The organism is Streptomyces stoeckheimensis, assembly GCF_045822005.1.
Classification (GTDB): Bacteria; Actinomycetota; Actinomycetes; order Streptomycetales; family Streptomycetaceae; genus Streptomyces; species Streptomyces stoeckheimensis.
The window spans coordinates 5,521,998-5,543,116 of sequence record NZ_CP169550.1; the positions used below are offsets into that span (position 1 = coordinate 5,521,998).

17 protein-coding genes are annotated in these 21,119 nt (G+C 72.2%); 8 read left to right on the forward strand and 9 right to left on the reverse strand.

Going from position 1 to position 21,119, the window contains the following annotated elements; all coding sequences use genetic code 11:
* The first annotated feature begins 41 nt into the window (after nt 1-41).
* Together ACE1OC_RS25090 and ACE1OC_RS25095 are read left to right on the forward strand one after the other, a co-directional pair.
* Nucleotides 42-695, forward strand: a complete 654-nt coding sequence (locus tag ACE1OC_RS25090) for a hypothetical protein (protein WP_407838908.1) — start codon at nt 42-44, stop codon at nt 693-695.
* Nucleotides 696-809: 114 nt separating this feature from the next.
* Nucleotides 810-1,892: a nucleotidyltransferase family protein gene (locus ACE1OC_RS25095; protein WP_274553003.1), complete on the forward strand. Its 1,083-nt coding sequence runs from the start codon at nt 810-812 to the stop codon at nt 1,890-1,892.
* A gap of 60 nt (nt 1,893-1,952) precedes the next feature.
* On the opposite strand, the gene ACE1OC_RS25100 is transcribed toward ACE1OC_RS25095, so the two are convergent.
* Complete coding sequence (locus ACE1OC_RS25100) at nt 1,953-3,311, reverse strand: LCP family protein (protein ID WP_407838909.1); 1,359 nt, start codon at nt 3,309-3,311, stop codon at nt 1,953-1,955.
* A gap of 106 nt (nt 3,312-3,417) precedes the next feature.
* Here ACE1OC_RS25100 and ACE1OC_RS25105 point away from each other — a divergent pair, with 106 nt between their 5' ends.
* On the forward strand, nt 3,418-3,960 hold the full coding sequence (locus tag ACE1OC_RS25105) for an acyl-CoA thioesterase (protein ID WP_250736822.1): 543 nt from the start codon (nt 3,418-3,420) through the stop codon (nt 3,958-3,960).
* 235 nt (nt 3,961-4,195) lie between these two features.
* On the forward strand, nt 4,196-5,017 hold the full coding sequence (locus ACE1OC_RS25110) for an SGNH/GDSL hydrolase family protein (RefSeq protein WP_407838910.1): 822 nt from the start codon (nt 4,196-4,198) through the stop codon (nt 5,015-5,017).
* Nucleotides 5,018-5,074: 57 nt separating this feature from the next.
* Here the strand turns inward: ACE1OC_RS25110 and ACE1OC_RS25115 are convergent, their stop codons facing one another.
* Nucleotides 5,075-6,442, reverse strand: coding sequence for an LCP family protein (locus ACE1OC_RS25115; protein WP_407838911.1), 1,368 nt, complete (start codon nt 6,440-6,442; stop codon nt 5,075-5,077).
* 303 nt (nt 6,443-6,745) lie between these two features.
* On the opposite strand from ACE1OC_RS25115, the gene ACE1OC_RS25120 reads away from it, so the two are divergent.
* The gene (locus ACE1OC_RS25120) at nt 6,746-7,771 is read left to right on the forward strand and encodes a glycosyltransferase family 2 protein (protein ID WP_407838912.1); all 1,026 of its coding nucleotides are present in this window, start codon (nt 6,746-6,748) and stop codon (nt 7,769-7,771) included.
* 105 nt (nt 7,772-7,876) lie between these two features.
* On the opposite strand, the gene ACE1OC_RS25125 is transcribed toward ACE1OC_RS25120, so the two are convergent.
* The 4 genes from ACE1OC_RS25125 to ACE1OC_RS25140 all read right to left on the reverse strand — a co-directional run bounded on the left by ACE1OC_RS25125 (nt 7,877) and on the right by ACE1OC_RS25140 (nt 13,840).
* A complete protein-coding gene (locus ACE1OC_RS25125) occupies nt 7,877-9,580 on the reverse strand; it encodes an LCP family protein (protein WP_407838913.1) in 1,704 nt (567 codons plus the stop codon).
* 101 nt (nt 9,581-9,681) lie between these two features.
* A complete protein-coding gene (locus ACE1OC_RS25130; protein WP_407838914.1) occupies nt 9,682-11,418 on the reverse strand; it encodes an LCP family protein in 1,737 nt (578 codons plus the stop codon).
* A gap of 222 nt (nt 11,419-11,640) precedes the next feature.
* The gene (locus tag ACE1OC_RS25135) at nt 11,641-12,921 is read right to left on the reverse strand and encodes an LCP family protein (RefSeq protein WP_407838915.1); all 1,281 of its coding nucleotides are present in this window, start codon (nt 12,919-12,921) and stop codon (nt 11,641-11,643) included.
* 169 nt (nt 12,922-13,090) lie between these two features.
* Entirely contained in the window at nt 13,091-13,840 is a 750-nt protein-coding gene (locus ACE1OC_RS25140; protein WP_407838916.1) for a TIGR03089 family protein, read from the reverse strand.
* Nucleotides 13,841-13,990: 150 nt separating this feature from the next.
* On the opposite strand from ACE1OC_RS25140, the gene ACE1OC_RS25145 reads away from it, so the two are divergent.
* Complete coding sequence (locus tag ACE1OC_RS25145; protein ID WP_407838917.1) at nt 13,991-15,397, forward strand: peptidoglycan recognition protein; 1,407 nt, start codon at nt 13,991-13,993, stop codon at nt 15,395-15,397.
* A gap of 471 nt (nt 15,398-15,868) precedes the next feature.
* Nucleotides 15,869-16,996, forward strand: a complete 1,128-nt coding sequence (locus ACE1OC_RS25150; protein WP_407838918.1) for a DNA-3-methyladenine glycosylase family protein — start codon at nt 15,869-15,871, stop codon at nt 16,994-16,996.
* 27 nt (nt 16,997-17,023) lie between these two features.
* Here ACE1OC_RS25150 and ACE1OC_RS25155 read toward each other — a convergent pair whose 3' ends face one another.
* From ACE1OC_RS25155 to ACE1OC_RS25165, 3 genes are all read right to left on the reverse strand, one after another.
* A complete protein-coding gene (locus tag ACE1OC_RS25155; protein ID WP_250736797.1) occupies nt 17,024-18,328 on the reverse strand; it encodes a coenzyme F420-0:L-glutamate ligase in 1,305 nt (434 codons plus the stop codon).
* Nucleotides 18,325-19,284: a 2-phospho-L-lactate transferase gene (gene cofD, locus ACE1OC_RS25160; RefSeq protein WP_407838919.1), complete on the reverse strand. Its 960-nt coding sequence runs from the start codon at nt 19,282-19,284 to the stop codon at nt 18,325-18,327. The genes ACE1OC_RS25155 and cofD overlap by 4 nt, the downstream gene beginning before the upstream one ends.
* Nucleotides 19,285-19,367: 83 nt before the next feature.
* Entirely contained in the window at nt 19,368-19,913 is a 546-nt protein-coding gene (locus tag ACE1OC_RS25165; RefSeq protein WP_407838920.1) for a cysteine dioxygenase, read from the reverse strand.
* A gap of 659 nt (nt 19,914-20,572) precedes the next feature.
* Here ACE1OC_RS25165 and ACE1OC_RS25170 point away from each other — a divergent pair.
* On the forward strand, nt 20,573-20,836 hold the full coding sequence (locus tag ACE1OC_RS25170) for a WhiB family transcriptional regulator (RefSeq protein ID WP_112450237.1): 264 nt from the start codon (nt 20,573-20,575) through the stop codon (nt 20,834-20,836).
* Nucleotides 20,837-21,119: the final 283 nt, after the last annotated feature.

A 21,119-nucleotide genomic window follows, 5' to 3' on the forward strand; every position in this document is an offset into this window, starting at 1 on the left:
GCGGGGTTGCGGGGACGGGGTCGCAGGGGGCGGGGAACAGGATGTCCGTAGAACGTCACACGGCGGGGATGCTCCAGCAGATCGCCCGTCAGCAGGAAATCGTCGAGATCGCCCCGCAGGGCACCCCGCAGAAGGCGGCCGCCCTGGCGCACGTGGCGGAGCAGTACGGCTACACGTACGGCACCGCCTACCGGACCGGCTTCAAGAACTCGCTCGTCCAGGTCCGGATGCACCGGGACCCGCGGCCCGAAGCGCGCGTCCGCGAGGCGGCCACCATCACCGCCCATCCACAGGCCGGCAACGGCGGGACGGTGCCGGGGCTGGCGCAGGATTCGCTGAAGCCGCTCCCCGAGGCGGCCGACTCCGTGGCCGTGCTCAAGGACCTCGTCACCTTCGACGTCATGGCCCTGTACGTCGGCGACCGGCGCCAGAAGGTGGTGTGCTACCTCCTCTGCGCGGTCCTGCCCGTCCTCATGCTCATCGACGACAAGTCGCCGGTCGAGGCGTTCCTCTCCGGCGGGCTGGCCGCGCTGCTCGCCACCGTGTCGTTCCAGGTGGGCGTGATCCGCCGAGCGAAGATCACACAGCGGCTGACGGCCGCCGGGTTCCACGAGGTGCTTGACGAGCAGGGCCGCCGGCGATTCCTGCGCCCGGGGCAGCAGTTGCCCGGCCACGCCAACCCGTTCACCGCCTGAGGCCCTGGCCTGCGGCGAAGACGACCGCACACATCGGGCACCAGCCCCCTGGGGACCCCCCGGATGGGCTAAATTTGGACCTTCGTACGCCGGAACCGGTTGGGGAGAACGCAAATGACGGAAGCGATCCTGCTGGTCGGCGGACAGGGGACGCGACTGCGCCCCGTCACGGTGAACACGCCGAAGCCGATGGTCCACACGGCAGGTGTTCCCTTCCTCGCCCACCAGATAGCCCGGGCCGCCGCGGCAGGCGTCACGCACATCGTGATGGCCACCTGCTACCTCGCCGAGGTCTTCGAGCCCTACTTCGGGGACGGGTCCGCCTTCGGCGTCCACCTGGAGTACGTGGTCGAGGACGAGCCCCTCGGCACCGGCGGCGCCATCCGCAACGCGGCGCGGCTGCTCACCGGCGGCCCGGACTCCTCGGTGCTCGTCTTCAACGGGGACATCCTCACCGGCCTGGACATCGCCGGGCTCGTCGAATCGCACAAGGCGGCCGACGCCGACGTCTCCCTGCACCTGGTCCGGGTCGACGACCCGCGCGCCTTCGGCCTGGTCCCCACCGACGCCCACGGGCGGGTGCTGGCCTTCACCGAGAAGCCGCAGACGCCCGAGGAGATCATCACCGACCAGATCAACGCCGGCTGCTACGTCTTCCGGCGCAGCGTGATCGACACCATCCCGGCCGGCCGGTCCGTTTCCGTGGAGCGCGAGACCTTCCCCGGCCTGCTCGCCTCCGGGGCCACCCTGCACGGGGTCACCGAGAACACGTACTGGATGGACCTCGGCAAGCCGGAGGCGATCATCCAGGCCTCCGCCGACCTGGTCCGCGGCGTGGTCCCCTCCCCGGCCGTCCCCGGACGCCGCGGCGAGTCCCTCGTCCTGCCCGGAGCCCACGTCGCGGCCGGGGCCAAGCTGTCGGGGGGCACCGTCGTGGGCGCCGGAGCCCGCATCGAGGCGGGTGCGGTCGTCCAGGGCTCCATCGTGCTGGGGGACGCGGTCGTCGGGCCCGACGCGCAGGTGTCCGCCAGCCTGATCGGCGCCGGCGCCTCGGTGGGCGCACGGACCGTACTGGACGCCGCCGTCATCGGTGACGCGGCCGTCGTGGGGGCCGACAACGAGCTCCGCGCCGGAGCCCGGATCTGGTGCGGGGCGCGGCTGCCCGACGCGGCGATCCGCTTCTCCTCCGACGCCTGAGCCGGGCGGGCGCCCCTGGCCGGGGCGCCCGTGATCAGGCGCCGTGATCAGGCGCCGTGATCAGTTCCCGCGGACGGTGACCTTCTCGTCCTTCTGGATCTGCTGCACCAGCTGCTGCACCTTCGCCTTGTCCCAGACGAGGTTGCCGCCGCGCTGACCGGAGATCGGCATGTTCATGGACACGCCGTCACCGCCGCTGATGCCCTTCATCGCGAAGAACATCGACCCCATGTCCCACAGCCCCATGTCCTTGTCCACGATCAGCGTGTCCAGACCCGCACCCAGCACCGGGTACAGCGTGAACGGATTCATGATCGTCGTCGGGGTCGCCGCCTGGCTGGCCAGCGCCGACAGGAACTTCTGCTGGTTCTTGGTCCGCTGCAGGTCCGACTCGGCGAAGGCGTAGCGGGTCCGTACGTAGGCCAGCGACTGCTCGCCGTTCAGCGTCTGGGTGCCCTCCTTGAAGTCGGCCCCGGACTTCTCGTCCTTGAACCCCTTCTCGATGTTCAGCTCCACCCCGCCCAGCGCGTCCACGATGTTCGCGAAGCCGGCGAAGCCGATCTCCGCGTAGTGGTCGATGCGCAGGCCGGTGTTGAACTCCACCGTCCGCACCAGCAGCTCCGGGCCGTCCTCCGCGTACGCGGCGTTCAGCTTGACCCGGCGCCCCTGGCCCGCGAACTTCTTGCCCGACTCCGAGCCGACGAAGGACGGGATCTCCACGTCCGAGTCGCGCGGCAGGGAGATCATCGTGTTCCCGCTGGAGCACTTGGCGAGGATCATCATCGAGTCGGTGCGCTTGCCCTCGGCCGAGCCGGTGTGGAGCTTCTTCTTGTCCTCGGCGGACATGCCCTCACGGCTGTCGGAGCCCACGATCAGGTAGGTCGTGCAGTCGCCCTCCTTCGGGCGCTCGATGACCTTGGAGAGGTCGACCTCGCGGCGCACGTTGGAGTCGGCCCAGAAGTAGGTGCCGATGCCCGTCACGAGCAGGCCGCCGACCAGCACGATCGAGCCGATCTTGATCCGCTTGCGCCAGTCCGGGGCCGGTCCCGCCGGCCGGGCCGGGCCGCCGGGGCCGCCCGGTCCCTGTCCGCGAGGTCCCGCCGGCGGGCGGCCGCTGCCGCCGCCGTAGACCTGGCCGGTGTTGTAGCCGCTGTCGAAGCTGCCGCCGCTGTACGAGCCGTCCTGCTGCGGAGGCACGTAAGCGGGCCCGGCCGGCGGCTGAGCCGGGCGGCGCGGGGGCTGCTGGGGCTGCTGGGGCTGCTGCGGCTGCCGGGACGCCTGAGGGCCGGGGCCGGGCCGCTGGACGTGCCTCATCCGCCGTGCGCCTTCCGGCTCCGCCTGGCCGCTGCCGCGGCCGTACCCGTCATCGCGGCGGCCGCGCTGGTCCTGCTCGCCGCTCCACCCGTCCCAGTCACTCATGTGCCCAAGAATGCCTGGCCGGGACGGCCGCGGAACACCCCCGGCGGCTCTTCGTACCGGTGCTGTTGCAGAGCTGATGCCCGCAAGCCGCACTTAAGCTGTCTCCATGACAGAGATACCGGGCGAGCTGCGCGGAAAGCCGATCTCGGCTTCCCGCACCACCCTGAGCCACATCATGACCGCCAACGACACCAACCTCCTCGGCACGGTGCACGGCGGCGTGATCATGAAGCTGGTGGACGACGCGGCCGGCGCCGTGGCCGGCCGCCACTCCGGCGGCCCGGCGGTCACCGCCTCCATGGACGAGATGGCCTTCCTCGCGCCCGTCCGGGTAGGCGACCTCGTCCACGTCAAGGCCCAGTGCAACTGGACGGGCCGCTCCTCCATGGAGATCGGCGTACGCGTCCTCGCGGAACGGTGGAACGAGTCCACCCCCGCCACCCAGGTCGGCAGCGCCTACCTGGTCTTCACCGCGGTCGACGCCGAGGGCAAGCCCCGCGAGGTCCCGCAGGTGATCCGGGAGACCGAACGGGACGAGCGGCGCTACCAGGAGGCCCAGATCCGCCGCACGCACCGGCTCGCCCGCCGCCAGGCCATCCGCGACCTGCGGGAGGAGCGCTCCGCGCAGGGGCTGGACGCCGACGTCTAGGGGGTGTCTTTCGGATCAGGCCGGGCTCGCGGCGGCCGGTGCCGCGCCTCGCCGCGTTGTCGTCGGTCGCCAACGCTCCGCGTTGACTCCCTCCTCCGCCTTGCGATGCACGGCACCGGCCGCCGCTCCCTGATCCGGCCCGATCCGAAAGACACCCCCTAGTGCACCCCGACCCACCGCACCCGCACCCGCTCCTGCACGCGGCCCTGCCGCCCCGCTCCACCCGGAAGGCTCCATGAACCGCCGCTCGGCCGTGCTCGCCGGCCTCACCGGCCTCGCGGGAATCGCCGGCCTCGCCGCCGCCGTCCCGATGCTGACGAAGGACTCCCCCCAGGCCCCCGCCGGGGGCGAGCCGTCCCCCGAGGCCTCCCCGGAGCCCTCCTCCGGCACGGGGCGGCCCCGGAAGATCCGCCTCATGCCCCTCGGCGACTCGACGGCCGCCGGCTCGGGAAGCTCCGGCCGCGCCGGCTACCGCCTGCCCCTGGAGATGCTGCTCTCCGGCCAGTCCCGGTACACCGTCGACTTCGTCGGCTCCCAGGAGCAGGGACGCATGACCGACAACCAGCACGAAGGCCATCCCGGCTACACCATCGACCGGATACGCGCCGGAGCGGACCGGTGGATCAGGACGGCCCGGCCGGACGTGGTCCTGCTCTCGGCCGGTCTCAACGACCTGAACCAGGGCGACGACCCCGAGCACGCTGCGGACCAGGCGCAGGACCTGGTCGAGCGGATCTTCGGCCTGCTCCCCGAGGCCACCGTCATCCAGCAGGGACTGGTCCCCTCGACCCCCGGCTCCCGGGGCCTGGACCTCACCGGGCCCATCGCCGTGTACAACCAGCGCCTCAAGCGGATGGAAGCGGAGCTGCAGCAGCGCTCGGGCCGGCACTTCAGGTACGTCAAGCCCCCGTGGCTGACCCCCGCGGACCGGGCGGACGCGTCCATGCCGGCCGAGCTGGCCGACGGCCTGCACCCGAACGACAGCGGGTACGAGAAGGTGGCGGAGGCCTACTTCGAGGCCCTGGAGCAGGCCCGCTCCGACGGCTGGTTCGGCTGAGGGCCGCACCCGGAGCCGCACCCGTATCCGCTCCGGTCAGGGCCGTACCCGCTCCGGTCAGGAGCCGCCGCAGACCACCTGGTCACCGGTGACCACACCGAATTCGCCCTGGTACGGGTCCTCCGCGCGCACCGGCACCACCTTGCGGTAGTCGGCGCCCGCGATCACCACCACGGTCCGCCCCTGCCCCCGCACGGCCCGCAGCTCACTGCCGGGCAGCGCGGTGGACACCGTACGGGCCGACCGGTCCCAGCGCGGGTCGTACGTGATCACCGTGCGCTTGACGTCCCGGCTCGCGCCGTTCCCCGGAGCCCGGGTGGTGTCGAAGCCGGTGGCGCGCAGCGCCGAGTCCACCCGGGTGCCCAGCCCGTCGATCCGGGTGCCGTTCTCCACCTGGATCCGGACCTGCCCCGGGGGCACGTCCACCGGCACCGCCGGCTGCCGGCGCACCGGCTTGCCGGGGGCGGGGGCCTGGGGCGGGGCCATCGGCCGGTCCTCGCGCAGCGCCTGGAAGAGCTTCGCGGCCTTCCCCTCGTCCCATTTCACGGTGGAGCCGATGCCCTTGACCGGGAAGGACGGGTTGCCGACGGGCACGGAGGCGAACTCCGAGGAGGACGGGGTGAAATCGCGCATGGCCTGCCCGAGCGCCAGCATCTGCTCCGAGCCGAAGCCCCGGTCGGCCCGGACCGAGCTCAGCAGGGTGGAGCTGACCTGCTTGAACTTGACGGGGTTGAGCAGGACCCCGCCGCCCGTGGCCTGCTTGATCAGGGCGGCGATGAACCGTTGCTGGCGCTGCATCCGGCCCAGGTCGGAGGCCCCGTCGACATGGCGCGAGCGCACGTACTGCAGGGCCTGGCCGCCGCTGAGCCGGTGGGTGCCGGGGAGCAGGTCCAGTCCGGTGTTGGGGTCGTGCATGGTCTTGGCGGTGCAGATCTCCACGCCGCCCATGGCGTCGACCGTCTTCATGAAGCTGGTGAAGTCGACCTCTAGGTAATGGTCGATCTTCACGCGGGTCATGTTCTCGACGGTGCGCACGGTCAGCTGGGGCCCGCCCTCGGCGTAGGCGGCGTTGAGCTTCACGGGGTGGGGCCCGTGCGGTTTGCCGCTGGAGCCGTCCACGTGCGCGGGCAGCTCCACGAAGCTGTCCCGGGGGAGGCTGACCACGCTGGCCCGCGACCGGTCCGCCGAGAGGTGGACCAGCATCACGGTGTCGGTGCAGTGGCAGGGTGCGCCGCCCAGGCGGTACTCGCGCTTCTCCTCGGCGGTGATCTTGTCGCGGCCGTCGGTGCCGACGAGCAGGAAGTTGACCCCGTGCCCGGCCTGCGGGCGGTTCTTCATGTCCTTGAAGGGGTCCACCCGCTGGATCCCGGTGTCCAGCCCGGTCATCACGGCGTGCCCGAGGGCCCCCGAGCCCAGGACGAGCACCGAGAGCCCCGCGGCGAGCCGGACCCCCCAGCGGGGTCTGTCCGCCGGCCGGTTCCCGCCGGCCCGGGGCCCTGCCGGACCGCCTGGCCGCGGCGCGCGCTGCGACGGCCGGGCGGACCGGGCGGGCAGGGCGGGTCGGGTGGGACGGTGCGGCTGGGGCACGGGGGACACCTCGCACGTTCGGCAGATTCGTCAGAACAGTAGGTCCATACGATCAGCCGTTGTCCTTACTGCTCATCCGGCGCGCACCCGGTTCCCCCGTACGCGGTAACGTGACACCGATACCCGACCTTGAAGGACCACATGCCCGCCCAGCAGCCCGCAGTCTCGGTGATCATGCCGGTACTCAACGAGGAGCGCCATCTGCGCAACTCGGTCCACCACATCCTCGGACAGGAGTACGGGGGTGAGATGGAAGTGGTGATCGCGCTCGGGCCGTCCAGGGACCGTACCGACGAGATCGCCGCAGAGTTGGTACGGGAGGACCCCCGGGTCCACACCGTCCCGAACCCCACCGGCCGGACCCCCGCCGCCCTCAACGCGGCCATCCAGGCCTCGCGCCACCCGATCGTGGTGCGCGTGGACGGCCACGGCATGCTCTCCCCGAACTACATCGCCACCGCGGTCCGCCTCCTGGAGGAGACCGGCGCGCAGAACGTCGGCGGCATCATGCACGCCGAGGGCGAGAACCCCTGGGAGGACGCCGTCGCCGCCGCGATGACCTCACGCATCGGCGTCGGCAACGCCGCCTTCCACACCGGTGGCAAGGCGGGCCCGGCCGACACCGTCTACCTCGGGGTGTTCCGGCGGGAGGCCCTGGAGGCCGCCGGCGGATACAACGTGGAGTTCGTCCGCGCCCAGGACTGGGAGCTGAACTTCCGCATCCGCGACGCCGGCGGGCTGATCTGGTTCTCGCCGGAGCTGAAGGTCCAGTACCGCCCGCGCCCCTCGGTACGGGCGCTCGCCAAGCAGTACAAGGACTACGGGCGCTGGCGCCACGTGGTGGCCCGGTACCACTCGGGCTCCATCAACCTGCGCTACCTCGCCGCACCGGCCGCCGTCTGCGCGATCGCCGCCGGCGTGGTCGTCGGAGCCGCCGTCACCCCGTGGGCCTTCGTCCTCCCGGCGGGCTACCTCGCGGCGATCACCGTCGGCTCCGTCCCGGCCGGCAAGGGGCTGTCGCTCAAGGCCCGGCTGCGGATCCCCGTCGCCCTGGCGACCATGCACGTGTGCTGGGGCTACGGCTTCCTGACCAGCCCGCGCTCGCTCGCCGCCAAGGTCATCGCGAGCCGCCGCCCGTCGGTCCGGCGGGACCCCGCCGAGGCCTGAGCCCGCGTACGCACACCGAAGGGGTGACCCGGTCCTCGGCGGACCGGGTCACCCCTTTCGGTGCTTGAAGGCGTCAGCGTTTCGGCGAGCCCGTCCTTCGGCGTCTCACTTCCACTGGAACGGCGCGTAGATGTCCATGCAGCTGGTGTCCGTGCCGTTGAGCACGTCGGCCGACTCCGGGACCGAACCGGCCTCGGGCGGCGCCTGCACCGGGTAGGTGGCGCCCTCGCGCCAGTCCGCGCCCACCAGGACCGTGATCTTGGTCGCCGCGGCCGACTTCTGCACGGAGGTGCCCGGGATCCCGAGCGCCGCGGCCACGCTCTGCGCGTCGGCCGCCTGGGCGTCGGTGGCGTAGCGGACGACCGTCGCCTTCTCCGGGGTCAGCGCACCGTCCGCCTTGGCCAGCGAGTACCCCTTGGCGACCAGCTCGCCGGCGATGGCCGTGGCCCGCTTGCCCACCGGCGGTGCCCCGACACCCGTGCCGTTGACCACCTGCACGGCGAGCTTCGCGGGGTTGGAGGCCGGCGGCGCGGAGGACGTCTGCGGGGTCGGCTCGGTCGACGTAGCGGGGGCCGAGGGGTCTGCGCCCGGCTGGCCGCTCTCGGTCGGCGCCGGGTCGCCGTTCTTGTCCATGGCGACGTCCTTGCGGAGCATCTCCCACACCTTGGGGGCGTCCGCGGGGTTGAGGACCAGCCGGTTCTCGTCGTTCGGAGCCTGCAGCACCGGGATCGTGGCCGACGTGATGCGGTTGACCGGCACGTCCTTGAGCAGCAGGGCCAGGTCGAGGAGCTTCTTCACCGACCCGATCTCCTCCGACACCTTCAGCGCCTTCGTCGCCGCCTCCGCCAGGCCCGTGAGGCGGGGGAGGTCGGTGAAGGCGTTCTGGCTCTTGAGCCCGCGCATCATCGAGTTCATGTACATGTGCTGCGCCTTGGCCCGGCCCATGTCACTGCCGAAGGCGTGCCGGGTGCGCAGCCATTGGAGCGCCTGCTCGCCCTGGACCCTGTGGGTGCCCGCCGTCAGCCTGAGGCCGGAACCGCCCGTCCCCGACCCGGGCTTCGACTGGTCGAAGACGTTCTGGTTGACGCAGACGTCGACGCCGCCGATGGCGTCGGCCATGCTCACGACACCGGTGAAGTCGATCAGCATCCAGTGGTCGATGTAGACGTTGGTCATCTTCTCCCAGGTGGCCAGGGTGCAGCCGGGACCCCCGCGGGCGAAGCTCTCGTTGATCATCGTCTTGGTGGCTTTGTACTTGGTGCCCGTCGCGGGGTCGGTGCACTCCGGGATGTCCACGATGGTGTCGCGCGGAACGGTGGTGATCGAGGCGTTCTTCCGGTCGGCCGATACGTGGACCAGCATCTGCACGTCGGCCCGCACGGGGCCGCCGATCATGTCCCAGCCACCGCCCAGCTTCGCGTTCGCCTCGTCGCGCAGGTCGGAGCCGAGCATCAGGATGTTGATCGGGCGCCGGCCCGCGGCGTCGGCCTCGCCCCTGGCGACCCCGCTGTCGCCGCTCAGGCGCTGGCCGCTGCGGATGTTGCCGTTGAGGTGGCGGTAGTAGAGGTAACCGGCCGCCGCCGTCCCGAGTATGAGCAGCGCGACGATGGAGGCCGCCCAGCGCAGTATGCGGCGCCGCCCCCGCCGGGTCGGCCGCTTGCCGCCCCCGCTGCCACCGCCGCGGCGGTGGCCGGAGCCGGACCTCGGTGCGGGTACGGCACTGGTGGCCGTCGGTCGGGTGCCGGAGCCGGATATGCCGTCGCCGGCCCGGCCCGGCGCCCCCTCCCCTTGCACGCTGCTGTGCCTCACGCGTCCCCCATTACGATCATTCTGAGTCGGTATTGTGCCGGTCCGACGGGTTCCGGCAGGTCATGTCGTGACCGCGGGGGGCCGGCCGGCCCCCCTGTCGGTCACTTGGCGCAGACGGGCTTGTCCGCCTCGACCCGCTGGATGCCTTCGGGCGCCTGCTGAGGCGCCGTCATGGAGACCCCCGCCCCCTTGAAGTCGGCACCGAGCGTCAGTTTCATCGGCGTCTTGGGCGCGGCGTCGGCCGTACCCATCTTCAGCGCCGTCGCCGGCAGACCCATCATGTCCGCCAACGTCCTGGCCTGGTCGGCCTGGTTGGGCGCGTACTCCAGCTGCGTGGTGTCCACCTTGGCGGGCGCGTTGCCCAGGTTGCTGGACCTCGGCACCCCCTTGGTGTTCTGCAGCCAGTTCAGCGTGCCGGACGCGGATCCGGTCGGGCCGCCGCCGTTGTAGACGTCCACCCGGACGTCCTTGGCCTCCGCGCGGGCGCCCTGCAGGAGGGCGTCGAGCTTGGCCTTCGCGTCGGCGTCCGCCGCGTCCTTCGCCGCCTGTTCCTTCTTCTCGACCTCCGTGAGGGAGACGTCCCCGCGGATCATCTGCAGCAGCGGTTCGGCCTGGGCCTGGTTGACGACCACGGTGGCCTTGACCTTCTCCGCCGGATTGTCGAGCACCGGAAGTGTGGTGAAGGTGATGTTCTTGAGGTCTATGTTCTTCAACTCGCCTGCAAGTTCGGTGAGTTTTCCGATCGACCCTATCCCCGAATCCACGCTCAGCGACTTCGTGGCGGCTTCCGCGAGGGAGAAGAACTTCTTCGGACTCGTGAGCGTTTCCTTGGACTTCATCTCACGCATCATCGAACCGAGGAACTGCTGCTGCGTCTTGATGCGGTCGAGGTCGCTCTCGTTGCCGAAGGCGTGCCGGGTCCGTACGAAGGCCAGCGCCTGCTCGCCCTCCAGCCGGTGCTCGCCCGCCGTCAGCTTGAGCTTGGAGTCCTTGTCGTCGACGTCCTTGGCCACGCAGACCGGCACCCCGCCGACCGCCGTGCTCAGGTTCTTCACCGCGTTGAAGTCGGCCATCATGAAGTGGTCGACCTGGATCCCGGTGAGCTCCCTGACCGTGCGCATCGTGCAGCCCGGGTCGCGGCCCCCCTGTCCGAGGCTGGTGTTGAAGCGGGCACCGCGCTCGCCGGGGATGTCCTTCGTGGAGCCGTCGGGCTGCTTCGTGGGGCAGACCGGCAGGGTGGTGATCAGGTCGCGCGGGATGGACAGCGCCGTGGCGTTGGAGCGGTCCTTCGACACGTGGAAGAGGATCGTCGTATCGGCGTGGCCGACGCTGCCGGCGTCCCCGTACCCCTCGTTGCCCGCGCCGCTGCGCTTGTCCGTGCCGATGACCAGGATGTTGATCGGCTGGTCCTTCTTGAAACCGCCGCTGGTGCCCGCGTCGCCGACGTCGGTGACGACGATGTTGCCGTTCAGGTGCTGGTAATAGAGGTACCCCGCCACGGAGCCGCCGATCAGCAGCACCGCCAGGGTTCCACCCGTGATGGTCAGGGCGCGTTTGCGACCGCCACCGCCCACTTTGCGCGAACGCCCGCCGCGCCGGCCTCCGCCGGGGGGAGGAGCGTCACCGCGGCGCGGTCCGGGAACCGCGGGGGAGGGGGCGGCGGGGGAGCGGGGAGGAACGGGGGTTCTGCGGGGCGCCGCGCGGGGGGCGGACCGCTGCGACGGTGCTTGCGCAGAGGCGTCTTCCAGTCGCAGCTCGTAGTTGCCGGTGCGGGGGTTGAGTACCCATTGATCTGCGGGGTCGATCTCGTCGGCCCGTCCACGGCTTTGCGCATCCACGGTTTGCTCGAATCCTCCGTCGGTGCTTCGCGACGCGCCTCCCCCAGGCGCACGGTCAACGATCCGGCTGCTGGCGCACGGCCTCTGTGCTGGCCGGGCGCCGGATCGCTCACCTTATCCGGACAGGTTCGCCGCAAACCATGCTGGTGATGAATTCCACGCACTTACAACGGGGCAATCGCCCCAACAAGCTCGGCCCGGGCACCGGCTTTTGGGATTGCTTTACCGGCAGTCGGCCACACCGGCCGTGGTGCCGGTGAAGGTGGGGACGGGAGTCGAGGGCTCCGCGGTTCCCGGGCCGTCGCCCGTTCCGTCCCCGGTGCTGCCCTGGGTGCTGTCCTGGGTGCGGTCCGCCTCGTCGTCGGCCGCCGCCTCGTCCCGGGCCCCGTCCGGCCGCTCGACCGGAGCGGGCGTGGCCGTGGCCTTGGCCGCGGGCGGGGCGATGGTGAGCGGCTGGTCCGCCCGCAGCCGCTGGAAGAGCTGGGTCGCGTCCGGCTGGCGCAGTTCGTCCCGGTTCGCGTCGGCTGCGTATGGCCGGCGCGGCACCGTGAGGAACTTGATCTGGTCGGTCGGGATGTCGCGTACGCCCCGGACCAGCTCGTACAGCCCCCGCAGCGAGGCCAGCCCCGGGTCGGTGGTCACCGAGGAGGTCGCCGCGTCCAGCAGCGGGTACAGCCGGGCCGGATTGAGCAGCACCCCGTTGCTCTGCACCTTCTTGACCAGCGACCCGAGGAACGCCTGCTGGCGCTCCATCCGCTCGGTGTCGCTGCCGTTGCCCAGGCTGTAGCGGGCCCGGACGAAGCCCAGCGCCTGCTCGCCCTGCAAGGTCTGCCGGCCCGCCGGCAGCTTCAGCTTGGCCTCGGCGTCGTCCACCGGTCGGCGCAGGCACACCTCCACCCCGCCGATGGCGTCGACCATCTTCTTGAACCCGCTGAAGTCCAGCACCATGTGGTGATCGACCCGGATCCCGGTCATCGCCTCCACCGTACGGATCGTGCAGGCGGTCCCGCCCCACTCGAAGGCCCAGTTGAACTGGGCGAACTGCTCGCTGGTGCGGCTCCCGTCCGCCTTCAGGCACGCGGGTATCTCCGCCATCAGGTCCCGCGGTATCGACACCGCCGTCGCGCTCTTCCGGTCCGCCGGCAGGTGCAGCAGGATCGTGGTGTCCGAGCGCTGCGTGCCCTCGTCCTGCCCGTACGGGGCGTTGCCCGCGCCGGTGCGCGAGTCCGAGCCGATCAGCAGGATGTTCTGCGCGCCGCCCGCCAGGTGGGCCGGGCGCTCCTTGTCGTAGCGCCGCAGCTCGGCGGCGGCGGAGGTGTCCTCGTCGATGTTCCCGTCGAGCTTGGAGTAGATCCACCAGCCCGTGCCCGCCCCGACGACGGCCAGCAGGCCGGTCCCGAGCCCGATCCAGCGCAGCAGCCGGCGCCGCCTGCGGCCGTTCGGAGGCTTCTCCGCGCCTCCGGCCGCATCGGTGCCGCCCGGTATGCCTGCGCTGTCCGTCACTCGCGTTCCGTCCCCTCACCCGAACCGGTACGGGCCGTACGGGTGAGTACGGCCTGTGCCGATCCTGCCCCCGGGTGATCGATGCGGCCCGGGGGCGCGGCCCCGTATAGGGCCATGTGGGTGACAAATAGCCCAGATCCGGCATTGGGCGGTCCGGGTGACGGCGGGGTCAGGCCGTGTGGGTGACCCGCTCGCTCTCGATCCGCTGGGCCAGTGCCCCCTCCGCCAGCCCCTCGGCATTGCGGCACAGCACCACGGAGCCGCCCGTGGCCAGGGCCGCGTAGAGCCCGGCCGAGAGCCCCTCCCAGCTGTCGTAGCCCTGCCGGGACAGCACCCGGGCGCCCTCGCCGAAGCCGAGCTTCGCCGCGTCCTCGCGGGCCCGCTCGCAGATCCGTGCGTACGAGAGCTCCTCGCCGCCGACCACCAGGCCCGGGCCGTCCGCGTCCACGGGCTGGAAGGGCGCGAAGCGGTCGCCCTGCCCCGGCACCTCCACGGCGTAGTCGGCGAACCCGGCCGGCGGCTGCGGGAAGCGCCCGCCCAGCGGCCGCAGCGCGAGCGCCACCCGCTCGCCGGAGCACGCCGCGGCCTCTTCCAGGGTGTCCGGCCCGCTCACCACCAGGTCGGCATCGCCCGGATCCCCTCCCACCTCCACCACGACCCCGACGGAGGCGCAGGCGAGCAGCCACACGGCGCTCTGCCAGTGCGCGGGGAGCAGCAGGGCGAGCCGGTCGCCGGGCTCGGCGCCCAGGTCGCCCTGGAGCAGATTGGCGGTCTTGGCCACCCAATTGGCGAAGGTGGCGACGGACAATTCGACGCGCTCGCCCGTGGCGTCGTCGTAGAAGGTGACGAGGGGGCGGCCGGGATCGGCGGCGAGCGCGGATCGCAGCAGGTCGGCAGGGGTGCGGTCAGTGGCGTTCACGGACCAGAGCCTACGCGGGGGGACCCGCGCGCCTCCTCCGTACGGCCGCAGCACGATCCCCCGTACGGAGGAGGGGTATCGGTACCGCGACCGGACGGTACGTCAGTTCTCGGATGGCGCCGGCCTCCGGGACTCCACACCATCCTTTCCATGCGTGCATTCCTTGCTTCCTCGATCGGCGTCGCGACGGCTGCCGCACTGGCCCTGCCGCTCGCGCTCTCCTCCACGGCCCTCGCACACCCGGCAGCGGCAGCCCCCGCGGCGTCCTCGGCCCCCGCCGGATCCACCCAATCCCTGCCGCTCGTCCCCGTGGGACCCGCGGCGGACCGCACCCCCGGGGTACCCGGCATGAGCACCTCGCCCCGGCTGCCCGAGACGCAGGGCCTGTCCGCGCGCGAGGTCAAGACCTTCTCGCTGGTCGGCGTCGTCTGGGACGACGCGAGCACCCAGCTCGACGGCCGCGTCCAGGTCCGCACCCGCTCCGTGGCCACCTCGACCTGGTCCGAGTGGCAGGACGTCGACACCCACAACAGCGAACACGCCGCCGACCCCGACACCGCGGAACGGGGCACCGGCCGCGTCCGCGGCAGCACCGCCCCCCTGTGGGTCGGGCAGTCCGACGGCATCGAGGTCCGGGTCCAGGCCGAACCGGGCGGCCGCGTGGTGAGCAGCGGGCTCCCGACGGGCATGCGCATCGAACTGGTGGACCCGGGAGACACGACCCGCCCCCAGTCGGACGCGAAGAACGGCACCGCGGAAGCCCCGCCCGTCCTCGACGACGACAAGGGGGAGCTGGCCGCCCTCCCCGGCATGACGATGGAGATGGCGGAGTCCTCCTCCGTCAACGTCCCGATGGCCCCCCTGGGAGCCAAGGAGATCCCCGCCCTCAACAAGGCCGACTCCACGGCCGACGCGGTCCTCGCCGACGAGGCGCTCGCGGCCGCCCCGTACATCGGCCCGCGCCCGAAGATCGTCACCCGGCTGGGATGGGGCGCGGACGAGAGCCTGCGCGAAAAGGGCTTCGTCTACACGAACAGGGTCAAGGCCGCCTTCGTCCACCACACCGCCTCGGGCAACAACTACGCCTGCAAGGACGCCCCGGCCGTCCTGCGCAGCCTGTACCGCTACCACGTGGTCAGCAGCGGCTGGCGCGACATCGGCTACAACTTCGCCGTCGACAAGTGCGGCACCGTCTACGAGGGCCGGGCGGGCGGAGTCGCCAAGGCGGTGCTCGGCGCGCACACCATGGGCTTCAACACGGACAGCATGGGCGTCGCGGTCATCGGCACCTTCGCCTCCACGGCTCCCCCCAAGGCCGCGGTGGACGCGGTGGCCCGCCTCACGGCCTGGAAGCTGGGCCTCTTCGGGGCGGACCCCCGCGCGAAGACCACCCTCAAGTCGGGCGGCGGCAACCTCTACGCGAAGGGCAGCAACGTCAAGCTGAACGTCATCTCGGGCCACCGCGACGGCTTCGCCACGGAATGCCCCGGCCGCCACCTCTATAGCCAACTCCCCCCCACCCGAACCGCCTCGGCCAAACTCCAGGGCCGCCCCTGAGGCACCCCTCCATGACGCGCCGCACTCCTTCTTGACGCGCCGCTCGCACCGCTGCGCGGGCTTCGCGCCGCTGCGCCGGACTCCGTCCGGCGGTGGCCGGTCGGGGCTGTCGCCCCTGCCGACCCGGCTTGGGGTCCGGTGGGCGGGTGCGGCTGGATGGGCCCTGCGGGGCGAGTTCCCCTACCCACCCTTCGCCCGTTCCCCGGGGCTGCGCCCCGGACCCGTTGCCGGGTGCGGCGCCGTTGCCGGGGGCCGGCCCCCGGCCCCCGCTCCTCAAACGCCGGAGGGGCTGATAGATCCAGCCCCGCCGGCGTTTGAGGCGCGGGGTCTGGGGCGGAGCCCCAGGGGGTCCGGGCGCAGCCCGGGGCCCTGCTTTCAGCCCGTCCGGCGTTTGAGGACCGGGTCCGGGCGGCGCCCGGGGAACGGGGGAAGGGCGGGTAGGGGACGGCCCCGCAGGGCTACGCTCAAGGCATGGCTGGCCGCTACGACCCCCTCACCCGCACCGCGATCCGCGGCGGCCGCACCCCCGTGCCCCCGGCCCCGACCACGGGCACGCCAACCCCCGGCACGGGCGCACCCGCAGCCACCGGCACTGGCACTGGCACCGGCACCGGCACCGGCACCGGCACCGGCACCGGCACCACGAAAGCCGCTGGCCCAGGCCCCCGCACCCGCACCTGGACCCCACCCGGCCCCCTGGACCTGGGCCTGGTCCTCGGCCCCCTCAGGCGCGGACCCGCCGACCCCACCTTCCGCACAACCCCCGGCACGGTCTGGCGAGCCACCCGCACCCCCGCCGGCCCGGCCACGCTCCGGGTCGCGCGGGACGGGGCCGGGCCCGGGGTGACCGCCACCGCCTGGGGCCCGGGCGCCGACTGGATCCTCGACGGCCTGCCGGAACTGCTCGGCGCCGCCGACGATCCCGCCGCCTTCGTCCCCCGCCACAGGCTCGTGCACGCCAGCCACCGCCGCCGCCCCGGCCTGCGCCTGACCCGTACCGGCCTGGTCCTGGAGTCCTTGATCCCGACGGTCCTGGAACAGAAGGTCACCGCCGACGAGGCGTACCGCTCCTGGCGCCGCCTCGTACGCCAGTACGGCGAACCGGCTCCGGGCACGGGCACGGGCATGGGCATGGGCCAGGCCCCCGTCCCGGACCTCTACGTCATGCCCGACCCCCGCACCTGGGCGCTCATCCCCTCCTGGGACTGGCACAAGGCCGGAGTCGACTCCAAACGCTCCGCCACCATCGTCCGCGCAGCCCGCCTCGCCGCCCGCCTCGAGGAGGCCGCCGCGATGGACCTGCCCGCGGCCACCGCCCGCCTGGAGGCGATCCCCGGCATCGGCCCGTGGACCTCCTCCGAAACCCTCCAGCGCAGCAACGGCGCCGCCGACGCCGTCACCACCGGCGACCTCCACCTGCCCGGCATCATCGGCTACGCCCTGGCCGGGGACCGGGACGCCGACGACGCCGCCATGCTGGAGCTCCTGGCCCCCTACGCCGGCCAGCGCCACCGGGCGGCCCGCCTCGTCCTCCTGGCCGGCGCCGCCCCGCCCCGCCGGGCCCCCCGGATGCCCCGGGGCGACATCGGCAGGCTCTGACCCGGGCCACTCCGCGGCCCGCGGACCTCACCGGACCTCGATGAACTCCTCCGCCGCCCGCCCCGCCCGCTCCGCCGGAGCGACCGCGGCGTGCCCGACGGCCACCGCACCCATCGGGTCCCAGTCCTCCGGAAGCCCGAGCACCTTGCGCACCACGTCCCGGCAGAACATCGTCGAGGACACCCACGCGGAGCCCAGCCGCTCCCCGGCCAGCGCGACCAGGAAGTTCTGCACGCCCGCGCCCATCGCCACGACGAACATCTCCCGCTCCGCCGCGTCCCGGCGCGCGTGCCCGTAGTCGTGCGCGCCGTCCGTGACCAGACAGGGCACCACCAGGTAGGGCGCGGCCCGCAGGACGTCGCCCCGCCGGACCCGCTTCGCGATGGACTCCTCGGACTTCCCGTCCCGCCGCAGGTCCTCGACCCAGGCGTCCCGCATCGCGTCCAGCAGCTCCAGCCGCGCGCCCGCCGATTCCAGCAGGACGAACCGCCACGGCGTCGTGTGGTGCGGGGCCGGGGCCGTCACGGCCGCCGCCACCGCGCGCCGGACCGCGCCGGGGTCCACCGGCTCGGACGTGAAGGCCCGTACGGTACGCCGCTGCGTCACGGCTTCCCGTACCGCCTCCGAGGTGCCCAGCCGGAACATGTCGTCGGCCGGGGAGCGCACCAGGTCGGCCCCCGAGGAACCCTCGCCCAGTACGTGGGCCAGCCCGCGCACCACCGCCACCGGCAGGCCCTCCGCCTTGCCCTTGACCAGGTCGCCGGCGGCGGCCAGCTCGTCGGCGGTCGCGACGACCGTCGCGCTCAGCGGGTTCCCGTGGGCGTCGGTGCCCCCGCGCAGGTCGTCCAGGACCCGTACGCCGGCGGCGCCGATCGCCACGTCGGTGAGCCCGGTGCGCCACGGCCGCCCGAAGGTGTCCGTCACGATGACGCCCACGTCCACGGACAGCAGCTCCCGCAGCCCGGCCCGGATCGCGGCGGCCGAGGCGTCGGGGTCCTCGGGCAGCAGCAGGACGGTGCCGGCCTCGGTGTTCGAGGCGTCGACCCCGGCCGCCGCCATGACCAGGCCCTGCCGGTTCTCCACGATCCGCAGCGTCCCGCGGCGCGCGACGACCCGTACGGTCTCGGCGTCTATCGCCTCCTCGCGCGAATCGGCACGGACGATCCGGCCCTCCGCCTTGGAGACGATCTTCGAGGTGACGAGCAGGACGTCGCCGTCCCGCAGCTCCGGTCCGGCGGCCGCGATCAGCGCCGCAAGGTCGTCGCCCGGCCGCACCTCCGGGATCCCGCCGAGTGCCCGGACCTCGTACGAGGGCCCGTGCGCGGCGGTCACCGGGAGGCCTCCGCCAGTTCCAGCGCGGCCCGCGCCATCTCCGCCGTGGCGGCCAGGTCGGTCATCATCAGCGGGACCGCCCGGCAGGTGATGCCGGCGGCCTCCACCTCGGTGACGGCCTCCGCGTCGGCGGTGTCGACGAGCCAGCCGTCGAGCAGTTCGGGGCCGTAGTGCAGGGCGACGGCCGCGGCGGTGGACTCGACGCCGACGGCGGCGAGCACCTTGTCGGCCATCCCGCGCACGGGGGCGCCCCCGACGATGGGGGAGAGCCCCACGACGGGCGCCCCGGCGGCGGCCACGGCCTCGCGGATGCCGGGCACGGCGAGGATGGTCCCCACCGACACCACGGGGTTGGACGGCGGGAAGAGGATCACGTCGGCGGCCGCGATGGCCTCCAGGACGCCGGGCGCGGGCTTGGCCTGCTCGGCACCCACGGGTACGACGGCCTCGGCGTCCACCGCGGCGCGCATGCGGACCCAGTACTCCTGGAAGTGGACGACCCGGCGCTCGCCGGTCTGCGAGTCGGTGATCGCGACGTGGGTCTCGACCCGGTCGTCGGACATGGGGAGCAGCCGGACCCCGGGCTGCCAGCGGTCGCAGAGGGCCTCGGTGACGGCGCTGAGCGGGTAGCCCGCACCGAGCATCTGCGTACGGACGATGTGGGTGGCGAAGTCGCGGTCACCGAGGCCGAACCAGGTCGGTCCGACCCCGTACGCGGCGAGTTCCTCCTTGACGGTGAAGGACTCGTCGGTGCGGCCCCAGCCCTGGTCCTCGTTGATGCCACCGCCGAGGGTGTACATCACGGTGTCCAGATCGGGGCAGACCTTGAGCCCGAACAGGTGAATGTCGTCACCGGTGTTGCCGATGACCGTGATGTCCGCGTCGGGAACCGCGGACTGGAGACCTCGGAGGAAACGGGCGCCGCCGATGCCGCCGGCCAGAACAACAATGCGCATGCGGGACAGTCTGTCAGCCGCAGGCCGATCCCTTGAGGGGTGGTGGTCGGGCGGCGGGCGGGACTCTCGGGCGGCGTCCGGGATCAGACGGAGAGGGCCTCGGGCCGGGCCGGAGAGCAGCCGTGCATCGGCATCTGGGTCAGGCCGGGGAAGTACACGTGCAGGCTGACGGCCCCGTCGAGGCTGTCGTTCTGCACCTCGTGGGCGTAGCCGGGGGCGAAGACGCGCTGGGAGCCAGCGCCGAGGGTGAGCGGGCCGCGGGCGGTGTGCTCGGTGAGCTCCCCGTCCAGGACGGTCAGCACGCCCGAGGAGGCGCCGTGGTCGTGCAGGCCGCTGCCCTGGCCGGGGACCCAGCTGAGGAGCCAGACCTCGTAGCCGGGGCCGGTGCGCAGCCGGTGGTACCAGCGGGTCGTGGCGTCGTACTGAACCAGGTGCTCCCACTCGGAGCGGTCGGCGGCGATGGAACGCGCGAGGCCCACGAACTCGGCGACGGTGGCCGGGTGCTCGCGGGCGGGCTGCAGGAGGTGCTGGACGGAGAGGATGTCGCCGGCGATCTGGAGGTCGCTCTCGACGGGCGCCGGGGCGGTGGCCGCGGTGGGGGTGGCGTTCAGGGTGCTGGTGCTGTTCATCGGGGGGTTCCTCGACGGATGTCAGTCATGCGGCGGTTGCTGTGGGGGGCGAGCTGGAGCTCAGGGGAGCCGGAGCTCCCGAGGCATCAACAGCTGCAACAGCAACAGCGAACCTGGGCAGCGCACAGGAACCCACGAATGGGGGTCCGGGTGGCTGCTGAGGGCGCTGACATGCGTACAAGAAGAACGGGTAGGAGGCCGGACTGTCAACCCAATGTCCGATTTGGTAGAAAAGTTTCACCTCATCCGGTTACCGTGCCCGGAGAAAGGTTTGTGCAGTCGGTACCAGGGGATGTGGCGCTGCGAGTCGAGCTGCAGCCGCTGCGACGGCTCTCAAACCCGTAAAGCCGTGCGATGTCCCTCTGTGGCTGAAATGTGATCTGCGCCGCTTCTTCGGCCGGATCGGAACCCCACCACAGAGTGACGCGTCGACTACGGGGGAGGGAGTCCCGCATGTGACACGTGTGGCAAGTGTCACGATTTTTGGCGATATGAACACTTTCTGCATAGGCTTGGTTCCGCAGAGTGAATAAGGGGCCCAATAGCAGATCTCGGCTTGACTGCGCTGGAGCCCCGCACTTGTAATTTCACTCGTGTCGTTACGTAGCGATGAGTGACGACATGACCACGGGGACGCACAGACAGAGCGAGGGGCGCACATGACCGAGCTGGTTCAGGAACTGCTGGTCGAGGAGGCGGACGAAGAGCTCGGATGGCAGGAGCGAGCTCTCTGCGCCCAGACCGACCCCGAGTCCTTCTTTCCCGAGAAGGGCGGCTCGACCCGCGAGGCCAAGAAGGTCTGCCTCGCCTGCGAGGTCCGCTCGGAATGCCTTGAGTACGCCCTCGCCAACGACGAGCGATTCGGCATCTGGGGCGGCCTGTCCGAGCGCGAGCGGCGACGCCTGAAGAAGGCCGCCGTCTGAAGCGCCCAAGGCGCGCACCGAACGGCGCCCACGGCAGGGCCCGCGGTACGGCCCGCGGCACGGCCCACGACATATCCGGCGACATATCCAGCGGCAGACCCGACGGCATAGCCGCCTGTGCACCCGGCCTCACGCACGGCAGCGGCCGAAGTGCACGCACCGGCACAAAACGCACCACGGCGAACGGCACGACCCGCACGGCAACGAGCAGAGCAAACGGTCCGCCTCCTGCACCTTCCCCGCAGGAGGCGGACCGCTGTGTTCCCAGCCGTTAGGGTGGGGC

Bases quoted from the DNA above. Each gene is read 5' to 3' on its own strand.
- ACE1OC_RS25090 (WP_407838908.1), top strand. From the start codon at position 42: ATGTCCGTAGAACGTCACACGGCGGGGATGCTCCAGCAGATCGCCCGT.
- ACE1OC_RS25095 (WP_274553003.1), top strand. From the start codon at position 810: ATGACGGAAGCGATCCTGCTGGTCGGCGGACAGGGGACGCGACTGCGC.
- ACE1OC_RS25100 (WP_407838909.1), bottom strand. From the start codon at position 3,311: ATGAGTGACTGGGACGGGTGGAGCGGCGAGCAGGACCAGCGCGGCCGC.
- ACE1OC_RS25105 (WP_250736822.1), top strand. From the start codon at position 3,418: ATGACAGAGATACCGGGCGAGCTGCGCGGAAAGCCGATCTCGGCTTCC.
- ACE1OC_RS25110 (WP_407838910.1), top strand. From the start codon at position 4,196: ATGAACCGCCGCTCGGCCGTGCTCGCCGGCCTCACCGGCCTCGCGGGA.
- ACE1OC_RS25120 (WP_407838912.1), top strand. From the start codon at position 6,746: ATGCCCGCCCAGCAGCCCGCAGTCTCGGTGATCATGCCGGTACTCAAC.
- ACE1OC_RS25145 (WP_407838917.1), top strand. From the start codon at position 13,991: ATGCGTGCATTCCTTGCTTCCTCGATCGGCGTCGCGACGGCTGCCGCA.
- ACE1OC_RS25150 (WP_407838918.1), top strand. From the start codon at position 15,869: ATGGCTGGCCGCTACGACCCCCTCACCCGCACCGCGATCCGCGGCGGC.
- cofD (WP_407838919.1), bottom strand. From the start codon at position 19,284: ATGCGCATTGTTGTTCTGGCCGGCGGCATCGGCGGCGCCCGTTTCCTC.
- ACE1OC_RS25165 (WP_407838920.1), bottom strand. From the start codon at position 19,913: ATGAACAGCACCAGCACCCTGAACGCCACCCCCACCGCGGCCACCGCC.
- ACE1OC_RS25170 (WP_112450237.1), top strand. From the start codon at position 20,573: ATGACCGAGCTGGTTCAGGAACTGCTGGTCGAGGAGGCGGACGAAGAG.